23 protein-coding genes are annotated in these 22,190 nt (G+C 63.3%); 15 read left to right on the top strand and 8 right to left on the bottom strand.

Annotation, left to right across the window (positions count from 1 at the left end):
• Nucleotides 1-134 precede the first annotated feature (134 nt).
• The 4 genes from tsf to JQ46_RS06110 all read left to right on the top strand — a co-directional run bounded on the left by tsf (nucleotide 135) and on the right by JQ46_RS06110 (nucleotide 3,343).
• Nucleotides 135-953 carry a translation elongation factor Ts gene (tsf, locus tag JQ46_RS06125; protein WP_034986351.1) on the top strand — a complete coding sequence of 273 codons (819 nt, stop codon included), beginning with the start codon at nucleotides 135-137 and terminating at the stop codon, nucleotides 951-953.
• Nucleotides 954-1,042: 89 nt separating this feature from the next.
• Nucleotides 1,043-1,825 (top strand): UMP kinase, encoded by a 783-nt coding sequence (gene pyrH, locus JQ46_RS06120; protein ID WP_049050452.1) that lies wholly within the window; start codon nucleotides 1,043-1,045, stop codon nucleotides 1,823-1,825.
• A gap of 62 nt (nucleotides 1,826-1,887) precedes the next feature.
• A complete protein-coding gene (gene frr, locus JQ46_RS06115; RefSeq protein WP_034986349.1) occupies nucleotides 1,888-2,445 on the top strand; it encodes a ribosome recycling factor in 558 nt (185 codons plus the stop codon).
• A complete protein-coding gene (locus tag JQ46_RS06110) occupies nucleotides 2,399-3,343 on the top strand; it encodes a phosphatidate cytidylyltransferase (protein ID WP_424648002.1) in 945 nt (314 codons plus the stop codon). The genes frr and JQ46_RS06110 overlap by 47 nt, the downstream gene beginning before the upstream one ends.
• Here JQ46_RS06110 and JQ46_RS06105 read toward each other — a convergent pair whose 3' ends face one another.
• Nucleotides 3,344-3,745: a LapA family protein gene (locus tag JQ46_RS06105; protein WP_034986348.1), complete on the bottom strand. Its 402-nt coding sequence runs from the start codon at nucleotides 3,743-3,745 to the stop codon at nucleotides 3,344-3,346.
• 77 nt (nucleotides 3,746-3,822) lie between these two features.
• Here JQ46_RS06105 and rlmN point away from each other — a divergent pair, with 77 nt between their 5' ends.
• Nucleotides 3,823-4,920, top strand: coding sequence for a 23S rRNA (adenine(2503)-C(2))-methyltransferase RlmN (gene rlmN / locus JQ46_RS06100; protein ID WP_034986347.1), 1,098 nt, complete (start codon nucleotides 3,823-3,825; stop codon nucleotides 4,918-4,920).
• A gap of 72 nt (nucleotides 4,921-4,992) precedes the next feature.
• Here rlmN and JQ46_RS06095 read toward each other — a convergent pair whose 3' ends face one another.
• Nucleotides 4,993-5,394, bottom strand: coding sequence for a DUF2631 domain-containing protein (locus tag JQ46_RS06095; protein ID WP_034986346.1), 402 nt, complete (start codon nucleotides 5,392-5,394; stop codon nucleotides 4,993-4,995).
• 143 nt (nucleotides 5,395-5,537) lie between these two features.
• Here JQ46_RS06095 and dxr point away from each other — a divergent pair, with 143 nt between their 5' ends.
• From dxr to ispG, 3 genes are all read left to right on the top strand, one after another.
• Entirely contained in the window at nucleotides 5,538-6,728 is a 1,191-nt protein-coding gene (dxr, locus tag JQ46_RS06090; RefSeq protein WP_034986403.1) for a 1-deoxy-D-xylulose-5-phosphate reductoisomerase, read from the top strand.
• Nucleotides 6,713-7,957, top strand: a complete 1,245-nt coding sequence (locus JQ46_RS06085) for a M50 family metallopeptidase (RefSeq protein ID WP_034986345.1) — start codon at nucleotides 6,713-6,715, stop codon at nucleotides 7,955-7,957. Before dxr ends, JQ46_RS06085 begins: the two co-directional genes overlap by 16 nt.
• Nucleotides 7,958-8,048: 91 nt before the next feature.
• A complete protein-coding gene (ispG, locus tag JQ46_RS06080) occupies nucleotides 8,049-9,209 on the top strand; it encodes a flavodoxin-dependent (E)-4-hydroxy-3-methylbut-2-enyl-diphosphate synthase (protein WP_011273699.1) in 1,161 nt (386 codons plus the stop codon).
• On the opposite strand, the gene JQ46_RS06075 is transcribed toward ispG, so the two are convergent.
• Both JQ46_RS06075 and JQ46_RS06070 read right to left on the bottom strand, forming a co-directional pair.
• Nucleotides 9,202-9,924 carry an ABC transporter ATP-binding protein gene (locus JQ46_RS06075; protein WP_034986344.1) on the bottom strand — a complete coding sequence of 241 codons (723 nt, stop codon included), beginning with the start codon at nucleotides 9,922-9,924 and terminating at the stop codon, nucleotides 9,202-9,204. The two genes, ispG and JQ46_RS06075, sit on opposite strands and share 8 nt — an antisense overlap.
• A complete protein-coding gene (locus tag JQ46_RS06070) occupies nucleotides 9,921-10,802 on the bottom strand; it encodes an FtsX-like permease family protein (protein ID WP_034986343.1) in 882 nt (293 codons plus the stop codon). The genes JQ46_RS06075 and JQ46_RS06070 overlap by 4 nt, the downstream gene beginning before the upstream one ends.
• A gap of 154 nt (nucleotides 10,803-10,956) precedes the next feature.
• On the opposite strand from JQ46_RS06070, the gene JQ46_RS06065 reads away from it, so the two are divergent.
• From JQ46_RS06065 to JQ46_RS06045, 5 genes are read left to right on the top strand one after another with little or no spacing between them, the layout of a single operon-like run.
• Nucleotides 10,957-12,039, top strand: a complete 1,083-nt coding sequence (locus tag JQ46_RS06065; protein ID WP_080719511.1) for a sensor histidine kinase — start codon at nucleotides 10,957-10,959, stop codon at nucleotides 12,037-12,039.
• A gap of 11 nt (nucleotides 12,040-12,050) precedes the next feature.
• Nucleotides 12,051-12,701, top strand: coding sequence for a response regulator (locus JQ46_RS06060; RefSeq protein ID WP_034986342.1), 651 nt, complete (start codon nucleotides 12,051-12,053; stop codon nucleotides 12,699-12,701).
• Nucleotides 12,702-12,721: 20 nt separating this feature from the next.
• Nucleotides 12,722-14,602 carry a penicillin-binding transpeptidase domain-containing protein gene (locus tag JQ46_RS06055; RefSeq protein WP_034986341.1) on the top strand — a complete coding sequence of 627 codons (1,881 nt, stop codon included), beginning with the start codon at nucleotides 12,722-12,724 and terminating at the stop codon, nucleotides 14,600-14,602.
• Between the two features lie 11 nt (nucleotides 14,603-14,613).
• Entirely contained in the window at nucleotides 14,614-15,483 is an 870-nt protein-coding gene (map, locus tag JQ46_RS06050) for a type I methionyl aminopeptidase (protein WP_034986340.1), read from the top strand.
• 25 nt (nucleotides 15,484-15,508) lie between these two features.
• Nucleotides 15,509-16,060, top strand: a complete 552-nt coding sequence (locus JQ46_RS06045; RefSeq protein ID WP_034986339.1) for a carboxymuconolactone decarboxylase family protein — start codon at nucleotides 15,509-15,511, stop codon at nucleotides 16,058-16,060.
• Here the strand turns inward: JQ46_RS06045 and JQ46_RS06040 are convergent.
• Nucleotides 16,057-17,208 (bottom strand): HNH endonuclease signature motif containing protein, encoded by a 1,152-nt coding sequence (locus JQ46_RS06040; RefSeq protein ID WP_034986338.1) that lies wholly within the window; start codon nucleotides 17,206-17,208, stop codon nucleotides 16,057-16,059. The two genes, JQ46_RS06045 and JQ46_RS06040, sit on opposite strands and share 4 nt — an antisense overlap.
• A gap of 215 nt (nucleotides 17,209-17,423) precedes the next feature.
• Between JQ46_RS06040 and JQ46_RS06035 the strand changes: the two genes are divergently transcribed.
• Nucleotides 17,424-17,795: a GntR family transcriptional regulator gene (locus JQ46_RS06035; RefSeq protein WP_034986337.1), complete on the top strand. Its 372-nt coding sequence runs from the start codon at nucleotides 17,424-17,426 to the stop codon at nucleotides 17,793-17,795.
• 10 nt (nucleotides 17,796-17,805) lie between these two features.
• A complete protein-coding gene (locus JQ46_RS06030; protein WP_034986336.1) occupies nucleotides 17,806-18,885 on the top strand; it encodes a DUF5808 domain-containing protein in 1,080 nt (359 codons plus the stop codon).
• On the opposite strand, the gene JQ46_RS06025 is transcribed toward JQ46_RS06030, so the two are convergent.
• Genes JQ46_RS06025 through JQ46_RS06015 form a run of 3 tightly spaced genes read right to left on the bottom strand, consistent with a single transcriptional unit; the run spans nucleotide 18,877 to nucleotide 22,140 of the window.
• The gene (locus tag JQ46_RS06025) at nucleotides 18,877-19,776 is read right to left on the bottom strand and encodes an SDR family oxidoreductase (protein ID WP_272944695.1); all 900 of its coding nucleotides are present in this window, start codon (nucleotides 19,774-19,776) and stop codon (nucleotides 18,877-18,879) included. The genes JQ46_RS06030 and JQ46_RS06025 overlap by 9 nt on opposite strands.
• A complete protein-coding gene (gene mtr, locus JQ46_RS06020) occupies nucleotides 19,734-21,104 on the bottom strand; it encodes a mycothione reductase (protein WP_034986334.1) in 1,371 nt (456 codons plus the stop codon). The genes JQ46_RS06025 and mtr overlap by 43 nt, the downstream gene beginning before the upstream one ends.
• A complete protein-coding gene (locus JQ46_RS06015) occupies nucleotides 21,097-22,140 on the bottom strand; it encodes an alpha/beta hydrolase (protein ID WP_034986333.1) in 1,044 nt (347 codons plus the stop codon). Before JQ46_RS06015 ends, mtr begins: the two co-directional genes overlap by 8 nt.
• Nucleotides 22,141-22,190: the final 50 nt, after the last annotated feature.

The following is a 22,190-nucleotide window of genomic DNA, read 5'->3' as shown; positions in this document are numbered from 1 at the left end:
ATGGGACACAGTTTCAGACCCGTGTCCGACGGGCGTGGGCGTTACTTGTAACCTAGGCTGGAAAACAGGACTGAATTTAGAAACTGTTATTTCAGCCACTATGAACACTTCCACCAGAAGGAGGATCGCCCCACATGGCGAACTACACCGCTGCAGACGTTAAGAAGCTCCGCGAGATCACCGGCGCCGGCATGATGGACTGCAAGAAGGCCCTGGAAGAAGCCGCTGGCGACTTCGACAAGGCCATCGAGATCCTGCGCATCAAGGGCGCCAAGGACGTTGGCAAGCGCGCAGAGCGCTCCGCCTCCGAGGGCCTGATCGCCGTTTCCGGTAACACCATGATCGAGGTCAACGCTGAGACTGACTTCGTGGCCAAGAACTCCGAGTTCATCGAGTTCGCCGACAAGGTCGCAGCCGCTGCAGCCGAGGTTAAGGCTAACTCCCGCGAGGAGCTCGAGGCAGTCGAGGTTGACGGCCAGAAGGCTGTCGACGCTCTGCAGCAGCTGTCCGCAAAGATCGGCGAGAAGCTGGAGCTGAAGCGCGCCACCACCATCGAGGGCGACAAGGTCGCTGTCTACATGCACCACCGCTCCGCTGACCTGCCGCCGGCAGTTGGCGTGCTGGTTGCCTACGAAGGCGACGACGAGGGCGCAGCAAAGGCCGCCGCTATGCAGGTTGCCGCTCTGAAGGCTAAGTACCTGAGCAGCGACGAGGTCCCGGCTGAGACCGTTGCTAAGGAGCGCGAGATCGCCGAGGCTACCGCACGCGAGGAAGGCAAGCCGGAGAAGGCTCTGCCGAACATCATCGAGGGTCGCCTGAAGGGCTACTTCAAGGACGTTTGCCTGCTGGACCAGCCGTCCGTCACCGAGTCCAAGAAGTCTGTTAAGCAGGTTATGGACGAGGCCGGCGTGACCCTGAAGGGCTTCAAGCGCTTCGAGGTTGGCCAGGCATAGCCACCTATCGCCAGGCATGAAGCCTCGCATTTCAAGGCCTCGGCCCGTAAGGGTGCCGAGGCCTTTTTCCATGTCTTGGGTGGGGTAGTATGGCCAGCAGTGCAAAACACGTCGACAAAGGAGATTCCCCGGTGACTACAGCCGAAAACCGCGAAGGCTACAAGCGCGTTATGTTGAAGCTGGGGGGTGAGATGTTCGGCGGCGGCAAGGTCGGCATCGACCCCGACGTCGTGCAGAACGTGGCGCGACAGATCGCGGAGGTTTCCAAGTCTGGTGTGGAAGTCGCCGTGGTCATCGGCGGCGGCAACTTCTTCCGCGGGGCAGAGCTGCAGCAGCGCGGCCTGGACCGCTCCCGCTCCGACTACATGGGCATGCTCGGCACGGTCATGAACTGCCTGGCTCTGCAGGATTTCCTCGAGCAGGAGGGCGTGGACTGCCGCGTGCAGACCGCCATCCAGATGACGCAGGTTGCAGAGCCCTACCTGCCGCTGCGCGCCTCCCGCCACCTGGAGAAGGGGCGTGTCGTTATCTTCGGCGCGGGCATGGGCATGCCGTACTTCTCCACCGACACCACCGCCGCCCAGCGCGCCCTGGAGATCGGCTGCGAGGTGCTACTGATGGCCAAGGCCGTCGACGGCGTGTACAGCGACGATCCGCGCACCAACCCAGATGCGGAGCTCTTCCACGAGATCACGCCGTGGGAGGTCATCGAGAAGGGGCTCAAGGTCGCCGACGCCACCGCGTTCTCCCTATGCATGGACAACAAGATGCCGATCCTGGTGTTCAACCTGCTCACCGAGGGCAATATCGCCCGCGCGATCAACGGCGAGCGCATCGGCACCCTGGTCGACGGCAACGTCGGTGCCCGCTAAAGAGCCAACATAACCCGATCCCTAAACCCATATCCCCACCGTAAGCTGGTAAATTTCTAATCATGATTGACGATATTCTGCTTGAGTCCGAAGAGCGCATGACTAGCTCCGTGGAGCACGCCCGAGAGGATCTGACGACCATCCGCACCGGTCGCGCCAACCCCTCCATGTTCAACGGCGTTGTCGCCGAGTACTACGGCGTTCCCACTCCGATCACCCAGATGGCCACCATCAGTGTTCCGGAGCCCCGCATGCTGCTGATCAAGCCTTATGAGCAGTCCACCATGGATGCGATCGAGAACGCTATCCGCAACTCCGACCTGGGCGTCAACCCCACCAACGACGGCCAGGTGCTGCGCGTCACGATCCCGCAGCTCACCGAGGAGCGCCGCAAGGAAATGGTCAAGATGGCCAAGGCCAAGGGCGAGGACGCGAAGATCGCCATCCGCAACATCCGCCGCAAGGGCATGGAGCAGCTGGGCAAGATCCAGAAGGATGGCGAGGCCGGCGAGGACGAAGTTCGCGCAGCTGAGAAGGATCTGGAGAAGATCACCCACAACTACGTCGAGCAGGTTGATTCCCTGGTCGAGGCCAAGGAGAAGGAACTGCTCGAGGTTTAACTCGAGCGCCCGCCAGCCCCCGCGCACGAAAGGCCGATTTCCCATCGTTGCTCGCCCGAAACCCAAGAATGGTCCCGGCCGGGATCTGAAACAGGCCATCGCCGTCGGCGTATTTCTGGGCGCCATCGCCATCGCGGGGCTCTTCACACCTTTCGCGTGGTATCCGCTGGTGGCCTTGGCCTTGTCGCTGGCGGTTTATGAAGTCTGGCGCCGGCTCTACGAGGGCGGCTATGTGCTGAACCTGCCCGTCCTCTTCTTAGGCGCGCAGGTGATCGTGTGGCTTTCGTGGCCCTTCGGGCCGACGGGCGCGCTGGCGGGTTTCGTCATCAGCGTGTTGTTGCTGATGGTGACGCGCCTATTCCACCACGGCCGTTCCTCGCCTCCGCATAACTATCTGCGGGATACGGCGGTCGGCGTTTTTGTACTGACGTGGATCCCCCTGTTTGGCAGCTTCGCGGCCATGTTGTCGCGTATGGAGCGCGATCACGTCGACGGCTGGGCCTTCATCGTCACGTTCATGCTGTGTGTTGTGGGCTCCGACGTGGGCGGTTACATCGCCGGCGTGCTTTTCGGCACGCACCCGATGGCGCCCGCTGTCAGTCCCAAGAAGTCCTGGGAGGGCTTCGTCGGCTCGCTGATCCTATCCACCGCCATCGGTGTGGCCTGCGTGACCTTGCTGCTTTCCGGCCCGTTCTGGGTCGGTCTGCTGCTGGGGCCCGGCCTGGCCTGCTGCGCCACCCTCGGCGACCTGGTGGAGTCGCAGTTCAAGCGCGACCTCGGGATCAAGGATATGTCCGGTATGCTGCCGGGCCACGGCGGCCTGATGGATCGCCTGGATGGCATGTTGCCGTCGGCGATGATCACCTGGGTTGTGCTGAATATGCTCAGCGGCGTGTAGCTATTCCGTAACCTGCTTGCGCAGTTGCACGATGCGCACTCCGCCGACCAGTGCCATGATCAGCGCACCGACAATCGCGGCGATCAGCATGCCTACGCCGATCGGGAAGGTCATCGTCCAGCCCAGCAGCTGGAGCTCGGCGGATTCCTGGTTCTGGAGGATAAACACCAGCAACAGGATCAGCAGCAGCACGCCGACGATAAGCGCCACCCACGTCGTTCCCGCCAGGGTCTTCTTCACCTCGCGCTGCTCGCTGTTCTTTTTTGGTGACGCCGGATTCTGCGCCGAGGTTCCAGCTGGAGGATTAGTGTGCGTTGTCGGCGGGTGCGGGGGAGTGTTACCCGCTTGTTTGTTGGTCGGCTGCGGTATGGACTTCCGGATGTTGTCGCTCATACCTACCATTCAACGGCATAACGTGGCTGGGTTCAGATTTTTGCAATGTGAGGGTTACCCCCGTTACGTGCAATAATGGGCGCATCATGGCTACACCAGTAAAACTTCAGTTCGCAGCACCCAAAAGGGGGATGCCGCCGGTACACATGGCGGATCTCGATGAGGAGACACTCAAGGAGCGTGTGCAGGAGCTCGGTCTGCCGAAGTTCCGGGCGGATCAGATTCGGCGTCAATACTACGGCCGTTTGCAGGGCGACCCGATGGAGATGACCGACCTGCCCGAGTCCAAGCGCGCGTCGGTAAAGGATGCTCTATTCCCCGAGCTGATGCACCCCATGCGCAACATGGAGGCCGACGATGGGGAGACGCGCAAGACGCTGTGGCGACTGCACGATGGCACGATGCTGGAGAGCGTGCTGATGCGCTACCCGGGGCGCGCCACGCTGTGCATTTCCTCCCAGGCTGGCTGCGGCATGGCCTGCCCGTTCTGCGCGACCGGCCAGGGCGGCCTGGACCGTAACCTGTCCGTCGGCGAGATGGTGGAGCAAGCCCGCGCGGCGGCCAGCACGATGCAGGAGGAGGGCGGTCGCCTGTCCAACATCGTGTTCATGGGAATGGGGGAGCCACTGGCCAACTACAAGCGTGTGGTGGACACCATCCGCAAGGTGTCCGCACCAGCGCCGGACGGCTTCGGCATTTCCCAGCGCAACATCACCGTGTCGACGGTCGGCCTGGCCCCGGCGATCCGCAAGCTGGCGGACGAGGAGATGAAGGTTCGCCTGGCCGTTTCCCTACACACCCCGGACGACGAGTTGCGCGACGAGCTAGTACCGGTGAATAACCGCTGGTCGGTGGAGGAGGTGCTGGACGCCGCACGCTACTACGCGGATACTTCCGGCCGTCGCGTCTCCATTGAGTACGCACTGATCCGCGACATGAACGACCAGCCGTGGCGTGCGGACCTGCTGGGGAAGAAGCTACGTGGAGCGCTGGGGACGAAGGTGCACGTAAATGTGATTCCGCTGAATCCCACGCCCGGCTCCAAGTGGGATGCCTCCCCGAAGGATCGTCAAGACGAGTTCGTCCGCCGGGTGGAAGCCCAGGGCGTGCCTTGCACTGTGCGCGATACGAAGGGCCAGGAGATCGCCGCGGCCTGTGGCCAGCTGGCGGCAGAAGAGCGATAAAAAACTGCGCAGGCTTTAAAGCAGCCTGCGCAGTAAAAAATTTTTTGAGGGCTAAAAACTAGCCGATCAGAGCTAGCGGTTCAGCGTAGCCGGGTCGATGTTCTGGGTACGCAGCTCATCGTCGCTCAGATCGGAGTAAGCGCCCGTCAGGTTCAGCTGGTCAGCGGACCAGACCGGCTCCACGTGACCCTCCGGCTTGTTGCGAGCGGTAACGGTCGTGCGCTGCTTGAAAGTCGGGCGAGCCACCCACAGGCCAACGCCGAGGAAAACCACGACTGCCAACACGATCAGCCAGATGTTCTCAACGTTGCCCTTGTGGTTGCCAAACAGCATGCCCAACAAGAACAGGCCGCCGATGACACCGGCGGTAATGATTCCGCGACGCGGAAGCTCGCTCCAGCCCCAGGCCGCAGACGGAACGTCCGCGGTGGATACGCCGTTGTAAACTTCAGCTTCCTTAGAGTGTTGCGCCACCGTTTCCTCCTGAAAGTCAAAAAAATTCTATCCCCGCTATTTTGACACATCAGGACAAGAATGTCCCTATCCGTGTGCAGGCGTGGCCAGGAAAGTACCCAATTTAGGTGGGGAGACGGGGCGTCACCAAGAAAAGAAATAGAATAGACCGCGTGAAAACGCGAGTAGTAGTACTAGGCAGCACCGGATCCATCGGTACCCAAGCGCTGGAGGTGATGGCGGATAACCCAGAGCGCTTCGAGCTGGTTGGCATTTCCGCGCACGGCTCCAAGCCGGATGTGCTGGCGCAGCAGGTCCGCGACTTTGGGCTGGATCTTGCGCGCGTGGCGGTGGCCTCCGAGCACACGGCGGAGTGGCTGGACGGGGAGTTCGGCGCCCACTGCATCCGGGGCAAGGATTCCGCCAGTGAGCTGGTCGAGGCCATCGGCCCGGAACTGGGGGAGGGCGACGTTATCCTGAACGCTCTAGTCGGCTCTCTGGGCCTCGATGCGACATTGGCGACCCTGGGAACCAAGGCGAAACTGGCGCTGGCAAACAAGGAATCGCTCGTCGCAGGTGGTCAGCTGGTACTGAAGGCGGCGGACGAAGGGCAGCTAATCCCCGTGGATTCCGAGCACTCCGCGATGGCGCAGTGCCTGCGTTCCGGGCGGGTGGACGAGGTGGACTCGCTCGTGCTCACCGCCTCGGGCGGCCCTTTCCGTGGCTACACGCGCGCTCAGCTGGAGGACGTAACCCCGCTGCAGGCCGCCAACCATCCGACTTGGTCGATGGGGCAGATGAACACCCTTAACTCCGCGACGATGGTCAACAAGGGGCTGGAACTGATTGAGGCCAGCCTGCTGTTCGGCATCCCCGCTGAGAAGATCGACGTGACTGTCCACCCGCAGTCGATCGTCCACTCCATGGTCACCTTCATCGACGGGGCGACAATCGCCCAGGCCTCCCCGCCGTCGATGAAGCTGCCGATCTCCCTGGCCCTCGGGTGGCCCGACCGCATCGCGGATGCACAGCCCAAGCTGGACTTTTCCCAGGCAACCGACTGGCACTTCGAGCCCTTGGACGACGAGGTCTTCCCGGCCGTAATCCTGGCACGCCAGGCGGTCACTGCCGGGGGAACGATGCCCGCGGTTTATAATGCTGCGAACGAGGAAGCGGCCGTCGAGTTCCTCAACGGCAGGCTGAGCTTCCCCCGCATTGTGGACACGGTTGCGGCAACCATGGAGACCTGCCAGCACCTGTCCGCCGAACCCAACGACCTCGAAGATGTGCTGGCGGCAGAGCGCGAAGCCCGAGCCAAGGCGCACGAAAGGATGGCCACGTGGCTTTCGGACTAGGGATCCTTCTCTTCGCCCTAGGCATCGCCCTATCCATCGCCCTGCACGAGGCGGGGCACCTGATTGCCGCCCGCATGTCCGGCATGCGCGTGCGACGCTACTTCATCGGCTTCGGCCCGACGATCTTTAGCTTCCGCAAGGGCCACACCGAGTACGGCCTGAAGGGCATCCCCCTAGGCGGCTTCTGCGACATCGCCGGCATGACGAAGCTGGACGAGATGACCGACGAAGAGCGCCCGCACGCCATGTATGACAAGCCGGCGCACCGGCGCATCTTCGTCATGCTCGGCGGCATCATCGTGAATATCCTGCTGGCTCTCGGCATCCTCTACGGGGTGGCGCTGGCCTGGGGACTGCCGGACCGCAACGTGGTCTTTACTCCCACCGTCGAATCCACCCAGTGCGCACCGGCGAAGCAAAATTCGGACGGCACGCTGCAAGAGTGTACGGGCGACGGTCCCGCGGCGGCATCTGGCGTCCAGACCGGCGATACCTTCCTCTCCGTCAACGGCGAAGAGACAGAAGACTTCCGGGAGTTCACCAAGGCCATCGCCGCCGAGGCCGAGCGCGCCGCCGACGACGGCAAGCAGGTCGGCGACCGCATCACGGTCCCGGCAGTCGTCGACCGCAACGGGCAGCACAAGAACCTCGACCTGCAGATCGAACTGGTCGAACGGTTGAACACCGCCGGCAACACCATGACCTCCGGCGCCGTCGGCATCCGCGCCAAGCGCCCGGAGCTCGTGATCAACCAGTACAACCCCGTCAGCGCGGTGGGCGGCACGCTGTCCTTCACGGGCGGCATGGTCAACGACACCTTCCACGGCCTGATCGCCCTGCCGCAGCGCGTGCCAGGCGTGGTCGAGTCCATCTTCGGCGGCAACCGCGAGGACGATTCCCCAATGAGCGTGGTCGGCGCCTCCCGCGTCGGGGGCGAGCTGGTGCAGTACCAGCAGTGGATGAGCTTCCTCATGACCTTGGCGAGCCTGAACCTCTTCCTGGCCGCCTTCAACCTGGTACCGCTGCCACCGCTGGACGGCGGGCACATCGCCGTGGTGATCTACGAAAAGATCCGCGATTTCTTCCGCCGCCTGCGCGGCAAGCAGCCCGGCGGCCCCGCCGACTACACAAAGCTGATGCCGCTCACGTACGCGGCCACGGCGGTGCTGCTGGTGTTCGGCATCATCGTGATCGTCGCCGATGTGGTTAACCCGATCCGTATTTTCTAGTTAGTTGATGCCCACCTCTGCGCCCGCCGAACGGCGCGTAGAATTGGTGGGAGTTTGAACGGCATTCACGACTGAAAGGTTGTCTTCGTACATGTCTGGTATTTCCCTGGGTATCCCCGACGGTCCGCCTCCGGTGCTGGCTCCGCGGCGCAAGACCCGCCAACTGATGGTCGGCGGGGTAGGGGTCGGTAGTGACCACCCGATCTCGGTGCAGTCGATGACCACCACGAAGACGCACGATGTTAATGCGACGCTGCAGCAGATCGCCCAGCTGACCGCCTCCGGCTGCGACATCGTCCGCGTGGCGTGCCCGAAGACGGTGGATGCCGAGGCCCTGCCGGCGATCGCCGCGAAGTCCCCGATCCCGGTGATCGCGGATATTCACTTCCAGCCGAAGTACATCTTCAGCGCTATCGACGCAGGTTGCGCGGCGGTGCGCGTGAACCCCGGCAACATTAAGGAGTTCGACGGCCGGGTCAAGGAGGTCGCGAAGGCCGCCGGGGATGCGGGCATTCCGATCCGTATTGGCGTCAATGCTGGTTCGCTGGATAAGCGCATCATGGAGAAGTACGGGAAGGCCACGCCTGAGGCGCTGGTCGAATCCGCGCTGTGGGAGGCCAGCCTTTTCGAGGAGCACGGCTACGGCGACATCGCCATCTCCGTGAAGCACAACGACCCGGTCGTGATGGTGGAGGCCTACCGCCAGCTCGCCGCCCAGTCGGATTACCCGCTGCACCTGGGTGTCACGGAGGCCGGCCCGGCTTTCCAGGGCACCATCAAGTCCTCCGTGGCTTTCGGCGCCCTGCTGGCCGAGGGCATCGGCGACACGATCCGCGTGTCCCTGTCCGCCGATCCGGTGGAGGAGATCAAGGTCGGCGACCAGATCCTGCAGTCGCTGAACCTGCGCCCGCGCAAGCTCGAGATTGTGTCTTGCCCCTCCTGTGGTCGCGCGCAGGTGGATGTGTACAAGCTGGCCGACGAGGTCACCGCGGGGCTGGAGGGCATGGAGTTCCCGCTGCGCGTGGCTGTTATGGGCTGTGTGGTGAATGGCCCGGGCGAGGCGCGCGATGCCGACCTGGGCGTGGCCTCCGGCAACGGTAAGGGCCAGATTTTCGTCAAGGGCGAGGTCATCAAGACCGTGCCGGAAGATCAGATTGTGGAAACCCTCATCGAGGAAGCTATGCGCATCGCCGAGGAGGAGGGCCTGGAGGCCGTCGAGGGCCAGAAGGCCGAGGTGCGGGTGACTAAGTAGTCGCCATCTCTACTTCGCTGGCCTTGCCGTCGACCAGTTCGATGCGGCGGTCCAGCGTGGCCAGCTGCTCCTGGTCGTGGGAGACGTACAGCACCGGCGTGTTGCGCTCGCGCGCCATATCCACGATCAGCTCGGTTACACGCTGCGCGTTGGCGGTGTCCAGCGCCGCGGTCGGCTCGTCCACCAGCAGCAGCGCCGGGTCGTTCATCAGGGCGCGCGCCAGGTTCACGCGCGCCTGCTGGCCGCCGGAGAGTTCGGAGACCTTCGCATTTTCTCGCCCTTCCAGGCCCACTTCCTCGAGTAGGCGCTCGGCCTTCTCTTCTTGTTGACGCCACGCCTTTCCGCTGATGCCGAATGGCTTATCCAGGCGGCTCATCACCATGAGCTGTTCCTTAGCCGTCAGTGCCGGCAGCAGGTTCGGCTGCTGGAACACGATGCCCAGGTGGCGGCGGCGGATCTCCGCGGCCTGGCGGCCGGAGACGGTGCCGAGCTCTAGGGTGTCCGCGCCGTGCAGGGTGGCGGAGCCGGAGGTGGCGGTCTCCAGGCAGCCGATGATGGACAGCAGGGTGGACTTACCGGAACCGGAGGGGCCGGTGATGCCTACGACCTCGCCGGGATCCACGTTGAAGCTGACGTCCGTCAGCAGGTTGCGCTTGGTGGTTCCGTCGGTGATCTCGAGGGAGATGTTTTTTACTTCGAGGGCTGGGTAGATCATGAGTTCATTGCCTTTCGCGGATCGACCTTCATTACGGGGATGATGGACAGGCCGGCGCCGAGCAGGCCAGCTGCCAGCAGGATGGCGGCCGGGACGAGGGTGGTGTTGGCGGTGACGTCCATGGGGATGCCTTCCATGAATCCGCCGACGCCGACGGTGAGCAGGGTGCCCGCGGCGATGCCCACGAAGAGCACGACCAGAGCCTGGCCGACCGCGTCGCTCAGGATGCTGGAGCGGGTTCCGCCGAGCGCCACGGTGATCGCCACGCCGCGCAGGCGCTGCATCGTCCACACGGTGAAGAACGCACCCAGCACCAGGGCGGAGATTACGTAGAGTAGGACGATCATGAGGTTCAGGGAGGACTGCTCGCCCTTGTAGGAGGCACTGGCCTCCAGGGCGTCCTTGCCCTGCAGCATGACTGCGCCGTCGATCGGCTCGGCATCTTCGGCAACCACGCCGAAGGTGGAGGCTCCGGGCAAGTTCTCCACCTCGCCGGTGCTCATCCAGTGGATGGGCTGGTGCTCGAGGTAGAGGTCCTCGCTGGGCTTGTGGCCGTTGTCGGACATTGCGATGAAGGCCTGACCCTCCTCATCCTTCGAGCGGGCCATTGTGACGACCTCTCCGCCACGGCTCTTGACCTCGCTAACTTGGGCGTCAGTAAGAGAACCAGTACTCAAGTTCACAGTGCCGCCGGAATCGTTCAGCACGAGCTGGCGATCGTTGCCGACCTTGTGCTCCAAGGCGGAGGCGGACTGGTAGCTCAGGCCTGCCGACAGGGAGCTCAGGAGCGTGACCATTGCGGTGATGAGCAGGACGGTGGTGATGATGAGCGCCGTCTTGCCACGGGATACGCGCAGCTCGCGGATCCCCTGAAACATGAATCCCCGGACCGGGGCTAACGACTTATTACTTAGCATGGTTCTTATTCTTCGCGCGTTATAGAAGGAACACATCGGGCTAAGGAGTAGTCTTTGCCTCATACTTTTGGCGGAGGCGGATAGCACCTTTCGGCCACTAGACTTGGTGGCGATCATGATACAAAAAGCCAAGTCGAACAAAGTCGTTGCGCTGAACCGTGCCTGGGCTTACCTGGGTATGGGGCTCCACCTGCTGATGGCTCTGCTGATGGCCGTGGTCATCATCAGGGACGGCTGGTCGTGGAACGCGGTGGCCTTGTGCTTCATCTACGTTATGGGCCTGTGGCTGCGCCCCACCTGGCTGTGGCTGACGTTGGTCATCGCCACCTGGGCGTGCCTGCTGCTGGTGGCTCCGAGCGCCGTTTTCATGGCATTCGCGCTGTTCTTCCTATGCGTCGGCGTACTGCCACTGTGGCCGGCGATCGCGTGCAACGCAGTGGTGACCACCCTGTCGGTCTATCAGGGCGGCGAGGCACTGGGGCCGATCGTCGCCGCAGTGGTCGCCACCGTCGTCGGCGTGGGCTTCAAGGAGCTGCGTGACGAGGCCAGCGCCCGCGAGACAGCCAGCCGACACGCAGGCGAAATGGGCGAGCGCACGCGCCTGGCCGGGGAGATCCACGACACCATCGCGCAGGGGCTAAGCTCCATCCACATGATCCTGCAGGCCGTAGAGAACCGGGTGGAAGATCCGGAGGTTCTGGAGGACCTGCGTCTTGCCCGCACCACCGCCGAGGACAACCTGGCCGAAACCCGGCGCATCATCGCCGCGCTGCAGCCCGGGCCGCTGGTCGGCGGCGACCTGCCAATCGCCCTGGCGCGCGTAAGCTCCGGCACCCCGCTGGGCGAGGCCTTGAGCTTCGAGGTCGAGGGTGAGCCCTACGACCTGGACGAGAAAGTGGAGCAGGAGCTCACCCGCATTGCGCAGTCCCTCGTCTCTAACGTGGTGAAGCACTCGGAGGCCACGCGCGCCCGGGTCACCCTGACCTACCAGAGCGACCTGCTCAGCCTCGATGTCGTGGACAACGGCCGAGGAATGGACGAAGAACTAGTCAGCAAGATCGCCGCAGACAAGATGAGCCTGTCGCCGGTTGGCTTGGCGGGCGTGCGGCGTCGCGCCAACCTTATTGGCGCGACCATGCACGTGGAAAGCTCGCCGGGCGCCGGCTGTGGTGTATCCATCCAGGTGCCGATTCGTTAGGAGTTTGAACAGTGCCAGACCAGCTACGTGTCCTGATCTGCGACGATCATCCCGTGGTCCGCGCCGGGATCGAGGCGATGCTCCGCGGAACGGGCGACGTGGAGATCGTGGCTTCTGTCGGCGACCCCGACCGCGCCGTCGCCATCTGCGCTGAGGAACAGCCCGACGTGGTGCTCATGGATCTGCGCTTCGGAGAAAGCCCCAGCAGCGAGGGCGCAGAGTCCGGGGGAGTGCGTGCCACCCGCGCGATCCGCAAGCGCAAGCCCGCCCCGCAGGTGCTGATACTGACAAACTATTCCACCGACAGCGATGTCCTCGGCGCCATCTCCGCCGGCGCGGTGGGTTACCTGCTCAAGGACTGCGCCCCCGACGAGTTGGCCGAGGGCATCCGCCAGGCTGCTCGCGGGCAGACGGTGATGAACAAGAACATCATGGGCAAACTCCGCGGCCGGCTGGCCAACCCCTTCGAGTCGCTAACCAACCGCGAGCAGGAGGTGCTTGTGCTCGCCAGCCAAGGCAAGTCCAATCGGGCGATCGCAAAGGAGCTCATCTTGACCGAGGCGACCGTGAAGTCCCACATGGCGCACGTTTTCTCCAAGCTGAATGTGAAAAACAGAACAGCTGCCGTCGCCGTGGCGAGGGAACGCGGAATCATCGATTAACCCTGTTACTCTCTGTGCCTATGCGCACCACCTCTTGGACCCCTCGCCGGAGCATCACCGCGGCCGTCACGACGGCTGGCCTTGTGCTGGGCGCTGCGGCTTGTACGCCGAAACCCGATGTTGCTGATGACGCCGCCCAGGCCTTCCTCGCCGCCCTGTCCAATCCGGGCGAAGCCTCGCAGGCCGGAGGGGAGACCGATAACCCTGACAAGGCAACCCAGGCCATCGCGAAGGCTTGGGAGTCTCTGCAGGCCGAGGGCCTGCAGACGGAACTGAAAAACGTCAACACCCAGGACAACCAGGCCACCGCGCAGTATTCGATGCGCTGGGACCTGCCGGGCGGGCGCGAGTTTTCCTATGACTCCTCGATGAACCTCACCCGCACCGGCGACGACTGGTCCGTGCGCTGGCAGCCTGCGGTATTGCACCCGGAGCTGGGTGCCAACCAGCACCTGGAGCTGCGCAGCGTTCCCGCCACCGTCGCCAACGTGGTGGGATCCGATGGCGCGGTGCTGCTGGAGCCGGGTACCCAGTATCGGATCCTCGTCGATCCGAATGAGGTCTCCAGCGTCCAGAGCGCCATGCAGCGCATCGCCGGCGAGCTGGACTCGCTGCGGGGCGCCGATAAGTCCGTGCCCCGCATCGACCCGGTAGAAAAGGCCAAGGAGGCTGCCGATGTGGACGGGGAGTACTCCGTCCTGACCGTCAACCAGGCCCAGGGCAAGCGCCTGCAGGGCGCGCTCGGCAACGTTGAAGGAGTACGCCTCAACGAGGAACCCGCCCTCGTGCGCCCCGATCCCTCCTTCGCCCCCGACATCATGGCGCGCGTCCGGGGTGTCGTGGAGAAGGATCTGCAGGGCGAGGCTGGCTGGAAGGTCGTCGCCGCGACCAGCGAGGGCAACGAAGTAGCCAAGGTCGGCGGCGAAGATCCGAAGTCTTCCCCAAGTGTGCGCGTATCCCTTTCCCGCAAGGTGCAGGATGCCGCCCAGAAGGCCGTGGACACCCGTGCCGACGCCAAGACCATGATGGTGGTCATGCGCCCATCGACCGGCGAAGTGCTGGCGGTCGCCCAATCGGAGAAAGCCGACGAAGACGGCGATGTTGCCCTGATGGGCCAGTACCCGCCGGGCTCGACGTTCAAGATGCTCACCGCGTACGCGGGCCTGCAGAAGCAGGGGCTCTCCCCGGATTCGATCGTCGGCTGCCCCGGCACCCAGGACATCGGCGGGCGCATCGTCACCAACTACAACGGCTTCTCGCTGGGCAGCACTCCGCTGGAGAATGCCTTCGCTAAGTCCTGTAACACCACCTTCGCGGATATCTCGACCAAGCTGAAGCCGGGCGAACTGAAGGACATCTCCGCGCAGTTCGGCCTGGGCGCCGACTACGACATCGAGGGGCTGGAGACCATCACCGGCTCCGTGCCCGATGGCGAGAAGATGCTTGACCGCACCGAGGCGGGCTATGGCCAGGGCCTCGACCTCGCCAGCCCTTTCGGCATGGCCATGGTTGCCTCCAGCGTGGCAGCCGGCAAGGCGCCCACTCCTTACCTCATCGCTGGCGAGAACCATCACACGGAAGCCAAGAACGACGAGGCCAAGAAGGACGCCAAGAAGAAGCTGGACCCGAAAGCCATCCAAGAACTACGCCGCATGATGCGTGCCGTGGTCACCAGCGGCTCTGGCTCCGGAGTGGCCGGCGCCGGCGAGGTCTATGCCAAGACCGGTGAGGCCGAGATCAACGAGGGCTCCCACAGCTGGCTCGCCGGATACCGCGGAGACCTGGCCTTTGCCACCCTCATTGTCCTTGGCGGCGGCTCCGAGCACGCTACTTCCGTGACCGCCGACTTCTTCAAGAACCTGGATGGCCCGGCCGCGGAGGCGGAAGGGCGTCAAGAGTAAGATAGGGACCCATGACTCGAGCACCATTGACCCCCGGTAATCCCACGCCCATCCGCTCCGTCCCAGCCCACATCGAAAGGCCGGAGTACGCCTGGAAGGACAGCGTGCAGGAGAACGTGGGCGAGCCGTGGGTGCAGACTCCCGAGACCATCGAGAAGATGCGCGGAGCCAGCCGCATCGCCGCCGATGCGTTGCAGGCTGCAGGCGCTGCCGTTGCCCCCGGCGTGACTACCGATGAGGTCGACCGCGTGGCGCACGAGTACATGTGCGACCACGGCGCTTACCCCTCCACGCTTGGCTACCGGCACTTCCCGAAGTCCAGCTGCGTGAGCCTCAACGAGATCATCTGCCACGGCATCCCCGACAGCACCGTGATCCAGGACGGCGACATCGTCAACATCGACATCACCGCCTACAAGAACGGCGTGCACGGCGACACCAACGCGACCTTCCTGGCTGGCGACGTTTCCGAGGAGCACCGCCTGCTCGTCGAACGCACCGAAAAGGCGATGTGGCGCGGCATTAAGGCCGTGAAGCCCGGTCGGCAGATCAACGTCATCGGCCGCGTGATCGAAAGCTACGCCAAGCGCTTCGGCTACAACGTCGTGGAGGACTTCACCGGCCACGGCGTTGGCCCAACCTTCCACAACGGCCTGGTCGTGCTGCACTACGACCGCCCGACCATGTACACCGACCTGCTCGAGCCGGGCATGACCCTGACCATCGAGCCGATGATCAACCTCGGCGGGCTGGAATACGAGGTGTGGGACGACGACTGGACCGTCCAGACCAAGGATCGCCAGTGGACCGCTCAGTTCGAGCACACCCTGGTCGTCACCGAAGACGGCTACGAGGTTCTGACAATTCCCAGCGAGGATTAGCTCGACCGACTAACCTCCCAAAAGTATGGGAGACAAAACTACACCGCTGGGCCCCGGCCCCGTTGCACGTAAACAGCACCTTCGCCGCCTCGGTCCGTTCGGTGCCTTCGCCACGCGCGTGGGCGCCCGCGTGACCAAGAAGAAGAACCTCGGAGTGTTCGCCACCATCGGCCGCGCCCCGCGCCTGTTCTTCTTCTGGCTGCTTTACGGCGGGTCGATGATGCCCTTTGGTTACCTTTCGCGCGTCGAAACCGAAATGATCATCCTGCGCGTCGCCTACCTGCGCGGCAGCGCTTACGAAGCCGACCAGCACCGAGCCCTCGCTGCAAAGGTTGGGGTCAAGGATATTGACGCCCTGTTCCAGCCCGAACACGGCCGCACCGGCCGCCACGGGACCCTGCTGGACGCCGCCGAGCAGCTCGTCCGCGACCGCGGGCTTTCCGCCGACATGGCCCAGCGGCTGCGGGGTCTGCTGAGCGAGCGCGAGCAGGTCGCGTTCGTCATGCTGGTCACCAACTACGATGGCCTGGCCACGGCGCTGGACGTCATGGGAGTCCCAGTAGACGAGCCGCGTTAGGCAACCCTCCTGCGGTTCGCTGCGCGCTGGGCGAAGGTTTCCCGCCCCAGCGGCCCGTTGGGTGCCGTCATGACGGTGTGCCCGTCGCCGTGGCTGGTCCAGGTTTCGTTGCCGTTCGGGTGGATGGTGACGTCCCAGGTGCCAGTCGTTTTCGCATTGTGGTGCTTGGTGCAAAGGCAGTGGAGGTTTGCGGTGGCGGTAGGACCTCCTGCCTGCGGGTTTTCATGGTCGTAGCGCTGCACGTGATCCAACTGGCACTTGTGCGCGGGTACCGAACATCCTGGGAAGCGGCACGTCCCGTCGCGTCCCTCCACGCTGGCCCGCACCAGGGGTGTGGGGGAGTAGCCCTCGTTGCTCGCAGTACCCGGGATCTGGACGTGCGTCACCCGCTTCATCCACTCCGGCGTGGCCAGCGAGCTGAGCCAGCCCCCTGCAGCCCAGATCTGTGAGTCCGGTTCGTCCACACTGCGGTACAGGTTTAGCGTCACCTCCGCCGTGGTCTGCCTGCGCACGAGCCTCATCAGCGCCTCGGCGCGGGAACAGGAATTGCTCTTGGCCACGCTGTTGACCGCTTTGAGCACCTCCAGCCCCTCGAGCTTAGGTAGCGTCAAGAAGAAAACAGTGGTGGTATCGGGGCGATCGTCGATGTCCAGGTGTGCGGAGGAACCGGCATCCGTATCCTTCGGCTCCTCCGGCAGAGCCTGGGGATCGTGCTTGCGAATCACATTCTCGATGCGGCTGCGGATGGTTGCTCTGGCCAGCATGGCTTGGTTCGGGATGGTCGGGGAGATCGCCTTAAAAATTTTTTCCTCGAAGATCTCGGGGACGTCTGCTTTGACGGGGCTGAGGCACTCGGCCATGCATCGCAGCAGGTCAAGAGAGTAAGCGCCGGTGCGGGCCAGCTCGAGGATGCTAGGGAAGCGACGGAACATATGGCCGATTTCTACCAGTGTTAGCGCGCGGTACTCCGTTAGCCCCAGACGCACGGCCAGGCGGGTGGATACGTCGATGACGCACGCGTTCATCTCGGGCGTACAGGCCACGGCGAGGTTCACGTGCCCGCGGTTTACTTCGCATGCGGCGGCGCTTAGTGGATCGTTTGGGTCGGTGATGCGCCAGCAGGGTGCGGCGGTGGAATGCTCGAACATGGTCTTTCCTCTTTTGCCTGTTCGGAGGTGGTTTTGTGGTGTAGCCAAAGAATTCTCTTGGCTTGTGCGAGCATTATATAAACCGCCTCGGACAACCCCCTTGCGTAGAAGCTAGAAAAATCGAACAGCAGGCATAGAGATCTTTTTGTGTTGCTCATAGTAATACAGTTTGTGTTACTATCTCTGATACAGATTCTGAAGGAGGTTTTCGTCCCATGTATCTCATCGTGGAGCCCGACTCGCCTGTGCCGATCGCTCAACAGATCCACGACGGAATCGTGGCGGGGATTATCTCCGGCGAACTGCAAGACGGACAACCCTTGCCTTCGGTGAGGAGGTTGGCGGTGGAATATGGCGTCAATCCCGCAACAGTGAAGAAGGCATACGACCAGCTACAAGAAGACGGGCTAGTGCGCACGGCGGCGCGATCGGGCTCCGTGATTGCGCGGCCTAAGCGGCCTAGTGCACAGCAGCGTGAACAGCTGCGCGAGGACCTCCGAGCCACGGTGCGGCGGGCGCTCGCTCAAGGCTTCAAGACAGATGACATTTGCGCGACGGTTGAAGACCTCGCGGTGAAGTGGGAATAGGAGAACCATCATGATTGCATTCGATCCATTCCTTGCAGGAGTGTTCTGCGTAACAGCGCTGCTTGTAGGGCTGATCCTGCTATATACGCCGAAGCTGTCGTCGCCGGGTGTTCGGTTGGGCGTGCGCGTGCCGGAGGATCATCGGGGCGACGATGTGGTGAGGAGACAAGAGGGTACGTTCTTTAAACGCCAGGTTGCGGCGACTGTGGCCTCTGCGCTGCTGGCGATACCGGCCGCTGTGGTGCCAGTGGTTGGCGCAATGCTGACCCTCGTACCGGTGGGCTTCTTCATGTGGAATCTCAACCAGGCTGGGCGGCCAATACGCGAGGCCAAGCAGCGGGAAGGCTGGTTCGACGGCGTGCGCACGGTCGTGGCCGGGGAGATCACGCCGGCAGAGGACACACTCCCGCAACGTGCATGGGCCTTCACCTGGGCAGCGCTGGCTGTGCTTGCCGTCGCGGCCGGGTACGTGGCCGCGCGGTGGGGTGATATTCCGGAGCGCTTCGCCACTCACTTCGGCAGTGGCTTCGAACCAGGTAGTTGGGATAACAAGTCTGTGGGTTCGGTGTTCTTCCCGACGTTCTTTGGTGTGGGAATGGTGCTGCTTTTTGCGCTGATTACGGTCGCATTGTTGCGCGTTAGCGTGCCGGCCCGAGCTGATACGTCGCTGCGGGGGAAGGTCTCGCAGAAGATCATTCGGCGTCATACGGCGATGTGGCTGGCGGTGATGAACGTTGCGGGGGCCATCATGTTCGCTAGCCTGCAGGTTGTGACCGTGCTGCACACGGACTGGGTGGCTCCGGCCATAATCGGTTCGCTCGTGCTCGTGTTTGCGGTTTGTCTGGCCATGGTCGTGGCGCTGGCGAGGAAACAGTCCGCGCTAGCGAACACGAGCGGCGAGGGCCGGGACAACGACGAGCACTACAAGTGGGGCATGTTTTACCACAACCCGGACGACCCGGCCGTGATGGTCGACAAGCGCCACGGGGTGGGGGTGGACTTCAACTACGCCCACTGGCAGGGCAAGGCGTTCCTCGCTTTTGTTGCGCTCGTGCTGCTCGCTTCAATCTCGTTGCCCTTCTTACTTTGACGCCCATCGGAACCCAGCGTTAAGCGCCTTCATAACGCCCTTGTAGGCCCAGGGGGCGTTTACTTGCGCCCACCGGGCTACAGGGATGTCCCCGCTGGTGTTGATGAGGTACTTGCCTTTGTCCACGCCCTTCAAAATTTTTTGAGCAGCCTTGGTGGGAGTGACCGCGTGGCCCTGAAACAGCGAGGTTGCCTTCTGGATGCGCTTCTTGGAGCGATCCACGCCGTGAATGTCGATGGTGCGAACCAGGGGAGTGTCCACCGCGCCCGGGGCGACGGCGTGCACATCCACGCCGAAGGGGGCCAAGTCGAAGCGTAACACCTCGCACATGCCCAGCACGCCGCCCTTGGAAGCGGAGTAGGCTGCGTGCCATGGTAGGCCGATAATGCCCGCAGCGGAGGAGACGAACACGAATTTCCGGCGATCGCGGCGGCGCCGTCGAACCGGCTGGCTCTCCATGAGCTTCGGCGCGAAGGCCTCCACCATGTGCACGGAACCCATCAGGTTCACATCGATCACGCGCTGCCACTTTTCGTGGGGCATCTGGCGCACATCACCCCAGATGGCGATGCCAGCCACGTGGTGCACCTGGTCTGGGGCGCCGTGAGTGGAGACCACGTCGTCCGCCCAGGCTTTCACTGCTTCCACGTCGGTTACGTCCACGGTGCGTTGGTCGGCGACGGTGCCTCCGCGGGAGGTGATGTCGTTGGCAGTAGTGGCCAGGCCTTCCGCGTCGCGGTCGCTGATGGCCACTGCATAGCCACGTTCGGCCAGTTGCAGTGCCACCTCCCGGCCGATACCTGAGGCTGCTCCGGTAACTACTGCAAACATGGCGAAAAGCTCCTTTGTTAGTTTTCGATATCTAACCCCAGCAGGGCGTTCTCGACCAATTCTGTCAGAGCAGGGTGGGGCCAATACTGCTTTTCGGCGAAATCCCGGGCATTAATCCCAAAGGTCATGGCGGTGACGAAGCTCTGGATCAGCGAGCTTGCCTCCGGGCCGATAATGTGCGCGCCGAGAATCTCGCCGGTGTTGCGGTCGGCAATGACTTTGCAGAATCCGGTGGTGTCTTCCATCGCCCAGCCGTAGGCCACATCTCCGTATTTCTGGATCTTCACAGTAATGGGGCGGCCCGTCTCGCGGGCCTCCTGTTCGGTCATGCCCACCACGCCGATCTGCGGGTGAGTGAACACGCCACTGGGTACCACGTCGTGGTTGAATTTCCGCAGGTCATCGGGGTGAGCTAGGTTGTGCGCCACCACGCGTGCCTCCGCGTTGGCGACGTGCTTGAGCTCAAAGTCATTGCACGCATCGCCCAGCGCCCACACGCCGTCGGCGCTGGTGCGGCCGTATTCGTCGACCTTGATTAGGCCGTCTTCTCGGGTCTTGACGCCACCCGTTTCGCAGTCCAACGTGTCCGAATTGTTGACCCGCCCCATTGCGACCAGGACCTCCTGGCCGGTGACGGTGGTTCCGTCGTCGAGGGTGAGGGAAATTTGGCCACCGGCTGTTTCCTCGGCGGCGGTGATGGTACGCCCCAGGTGGTTGGTCCACTGTTGCTTGGCTTGGGTGGTGAAGGCTTCGGAGACGTCGGCGTCCAGCTTCCGCAACAGCTTCTCCGAGCGATTGATGAGCGTAACCTGCGTGCCAAGGCCAGAGAACATGGCCGCGAACTCCACGGCGACAATGCCACCGCCGACGACGATAAGGGACTCGGGCAGTTCATCGAGGCGCATGATGTCCTCGTTGGTGCGGTAGCGCACGTCGGCGAGGACGGGGTGGATGCGCGGGCGGCCGCCGGTAGCCAGCACGATGTTGGCGCCGGTGATGGTGGGGCCGTCGCCGATTTGCAGGGTGCGGGGGCCAACGAAGCGGGCGGTGCCTTCAAACAGGGTGATGTTCGGGGTTTCGTCGCCCGCACGGTAGGCAGCGCCGCTCTCGCTGATGGGATCGATGCGGTCGGCGAAGACGCGGCGCTGGATGTCCTCCCAGTCGACGTGCTGGAGCTCGCCGGTGAGGCTCAGGCGGGAGGCCTCGGAGAAGCTGCGGGCGACGTCGGCGGTGTGCACAAACATCTTGGTCGGGATACAGCCCACGTTGATGCAGGTGCCACCGAAGGTACCTTTCTCCACGATGGCGATCTTTTGATGCTCGTTGGCGGGGCTGGGCAGGGAGTTGCCGGAGCCAGTGCCGACAATGATGAGGTCGAAATCAGGCACGGTGAACCTTCCTTTCGTTGAAGACGTCGCTAAGCCACTCGTCGGTGGCGGCGAACGCCTTAGAGCGGATCTTGGGGCGGGAGAGGAACACGTCGTGCAGTGCGCCCTCGATGACGATGGTGGTGGACAGGGAAGAAGCGTTGGAGGCCTGCTGCCACATCTGGCTCGGCATGAGGATGAGGTCGGCGTTGTAGGACTCGCGGGACAGCTTCTTGGAGAAGTGATGGGTGTGGCTGGTCAAAAGCAGCGTGGGCACGCCCGTGTCGCCCTTGCCGGAGTGGAGGCGGCGGATCTCCCGGGCCACGCCCAGGAGCCACTGCAGATACTTCGGGCGGGGCTCCAAGGGCTTGAGTCGCAGGTTGTAATTCCACTCACCGGCCTCGGTGACGTGCAGGGAGCGGCCGTAAGTCGGGTTGATCCCGCCGGGTAGCAGCATGTTCGGCTTCAGCTTGTGGACGACCGGCAGCACGCGGTTGATAATGAAGCGAACAGCCGGGTTGAACTGCAGGCCAAACCATGGCGAGTTCAAAACGATGGCGGCGATGGAATTGTGGAGGGGGGAACCGGCGTCAAAAAGGCGATGAGCCCACATCGTCACATCCAACCCGCCGGTCGAATGCCCAACAGGAACGACCGCGGTGTGGGCGGCGGCGAGGAGGGACGTGGCGGTGGAGAGATCCACGTCGTAGAGCGACTGATCGCTGACATGGTGCCAAGTCTGCCCCTCCCGCCAGGAACGACCGCACTTGCGCAGATCCAGGCCATAGACAGCAAAGCCGGAGTCGTGGAAATGGCGGGCTACGTGATCCTGAAAGAAATAGTCCGTCATTCCATGGACAAAAAGCATGGCGGGGCGAGAGAAAAAGGATTCGTCGGGCGCATCCGGGCAGTAACGCACCAGGGTGCAACGAATGGGGGACTCGCCATCTGGGTCGTCGCCCAACTCGAGGAAGCATTGGCCGAAGCCTTCGCCCAGCTCATCGGGAAGAAATTCAAGATCTGCGGCGGAGGCGAGAGATGCGGAGCTATTAGGCATGTACCCATGCTAGCGCCACGGATAGGTAAAGATCGTTGAAACATCGGCCT

Origin of the sequence: Corynebacterium jeikeium (assembly GCF_000738175.1) — a bacterium.
Lineage (GTDB): Bacteria > Actinomycetota > Actinomycetes > Mycobacteriales > Mycobacteriaceae > Corynebacterium > Corynebacterium jeikeium_C.
The sequence above is the reverse complement of the archived record's forward strand: the minus strand, read 5'-3'. Positions and strand labels throughout refer to the sequence as shown.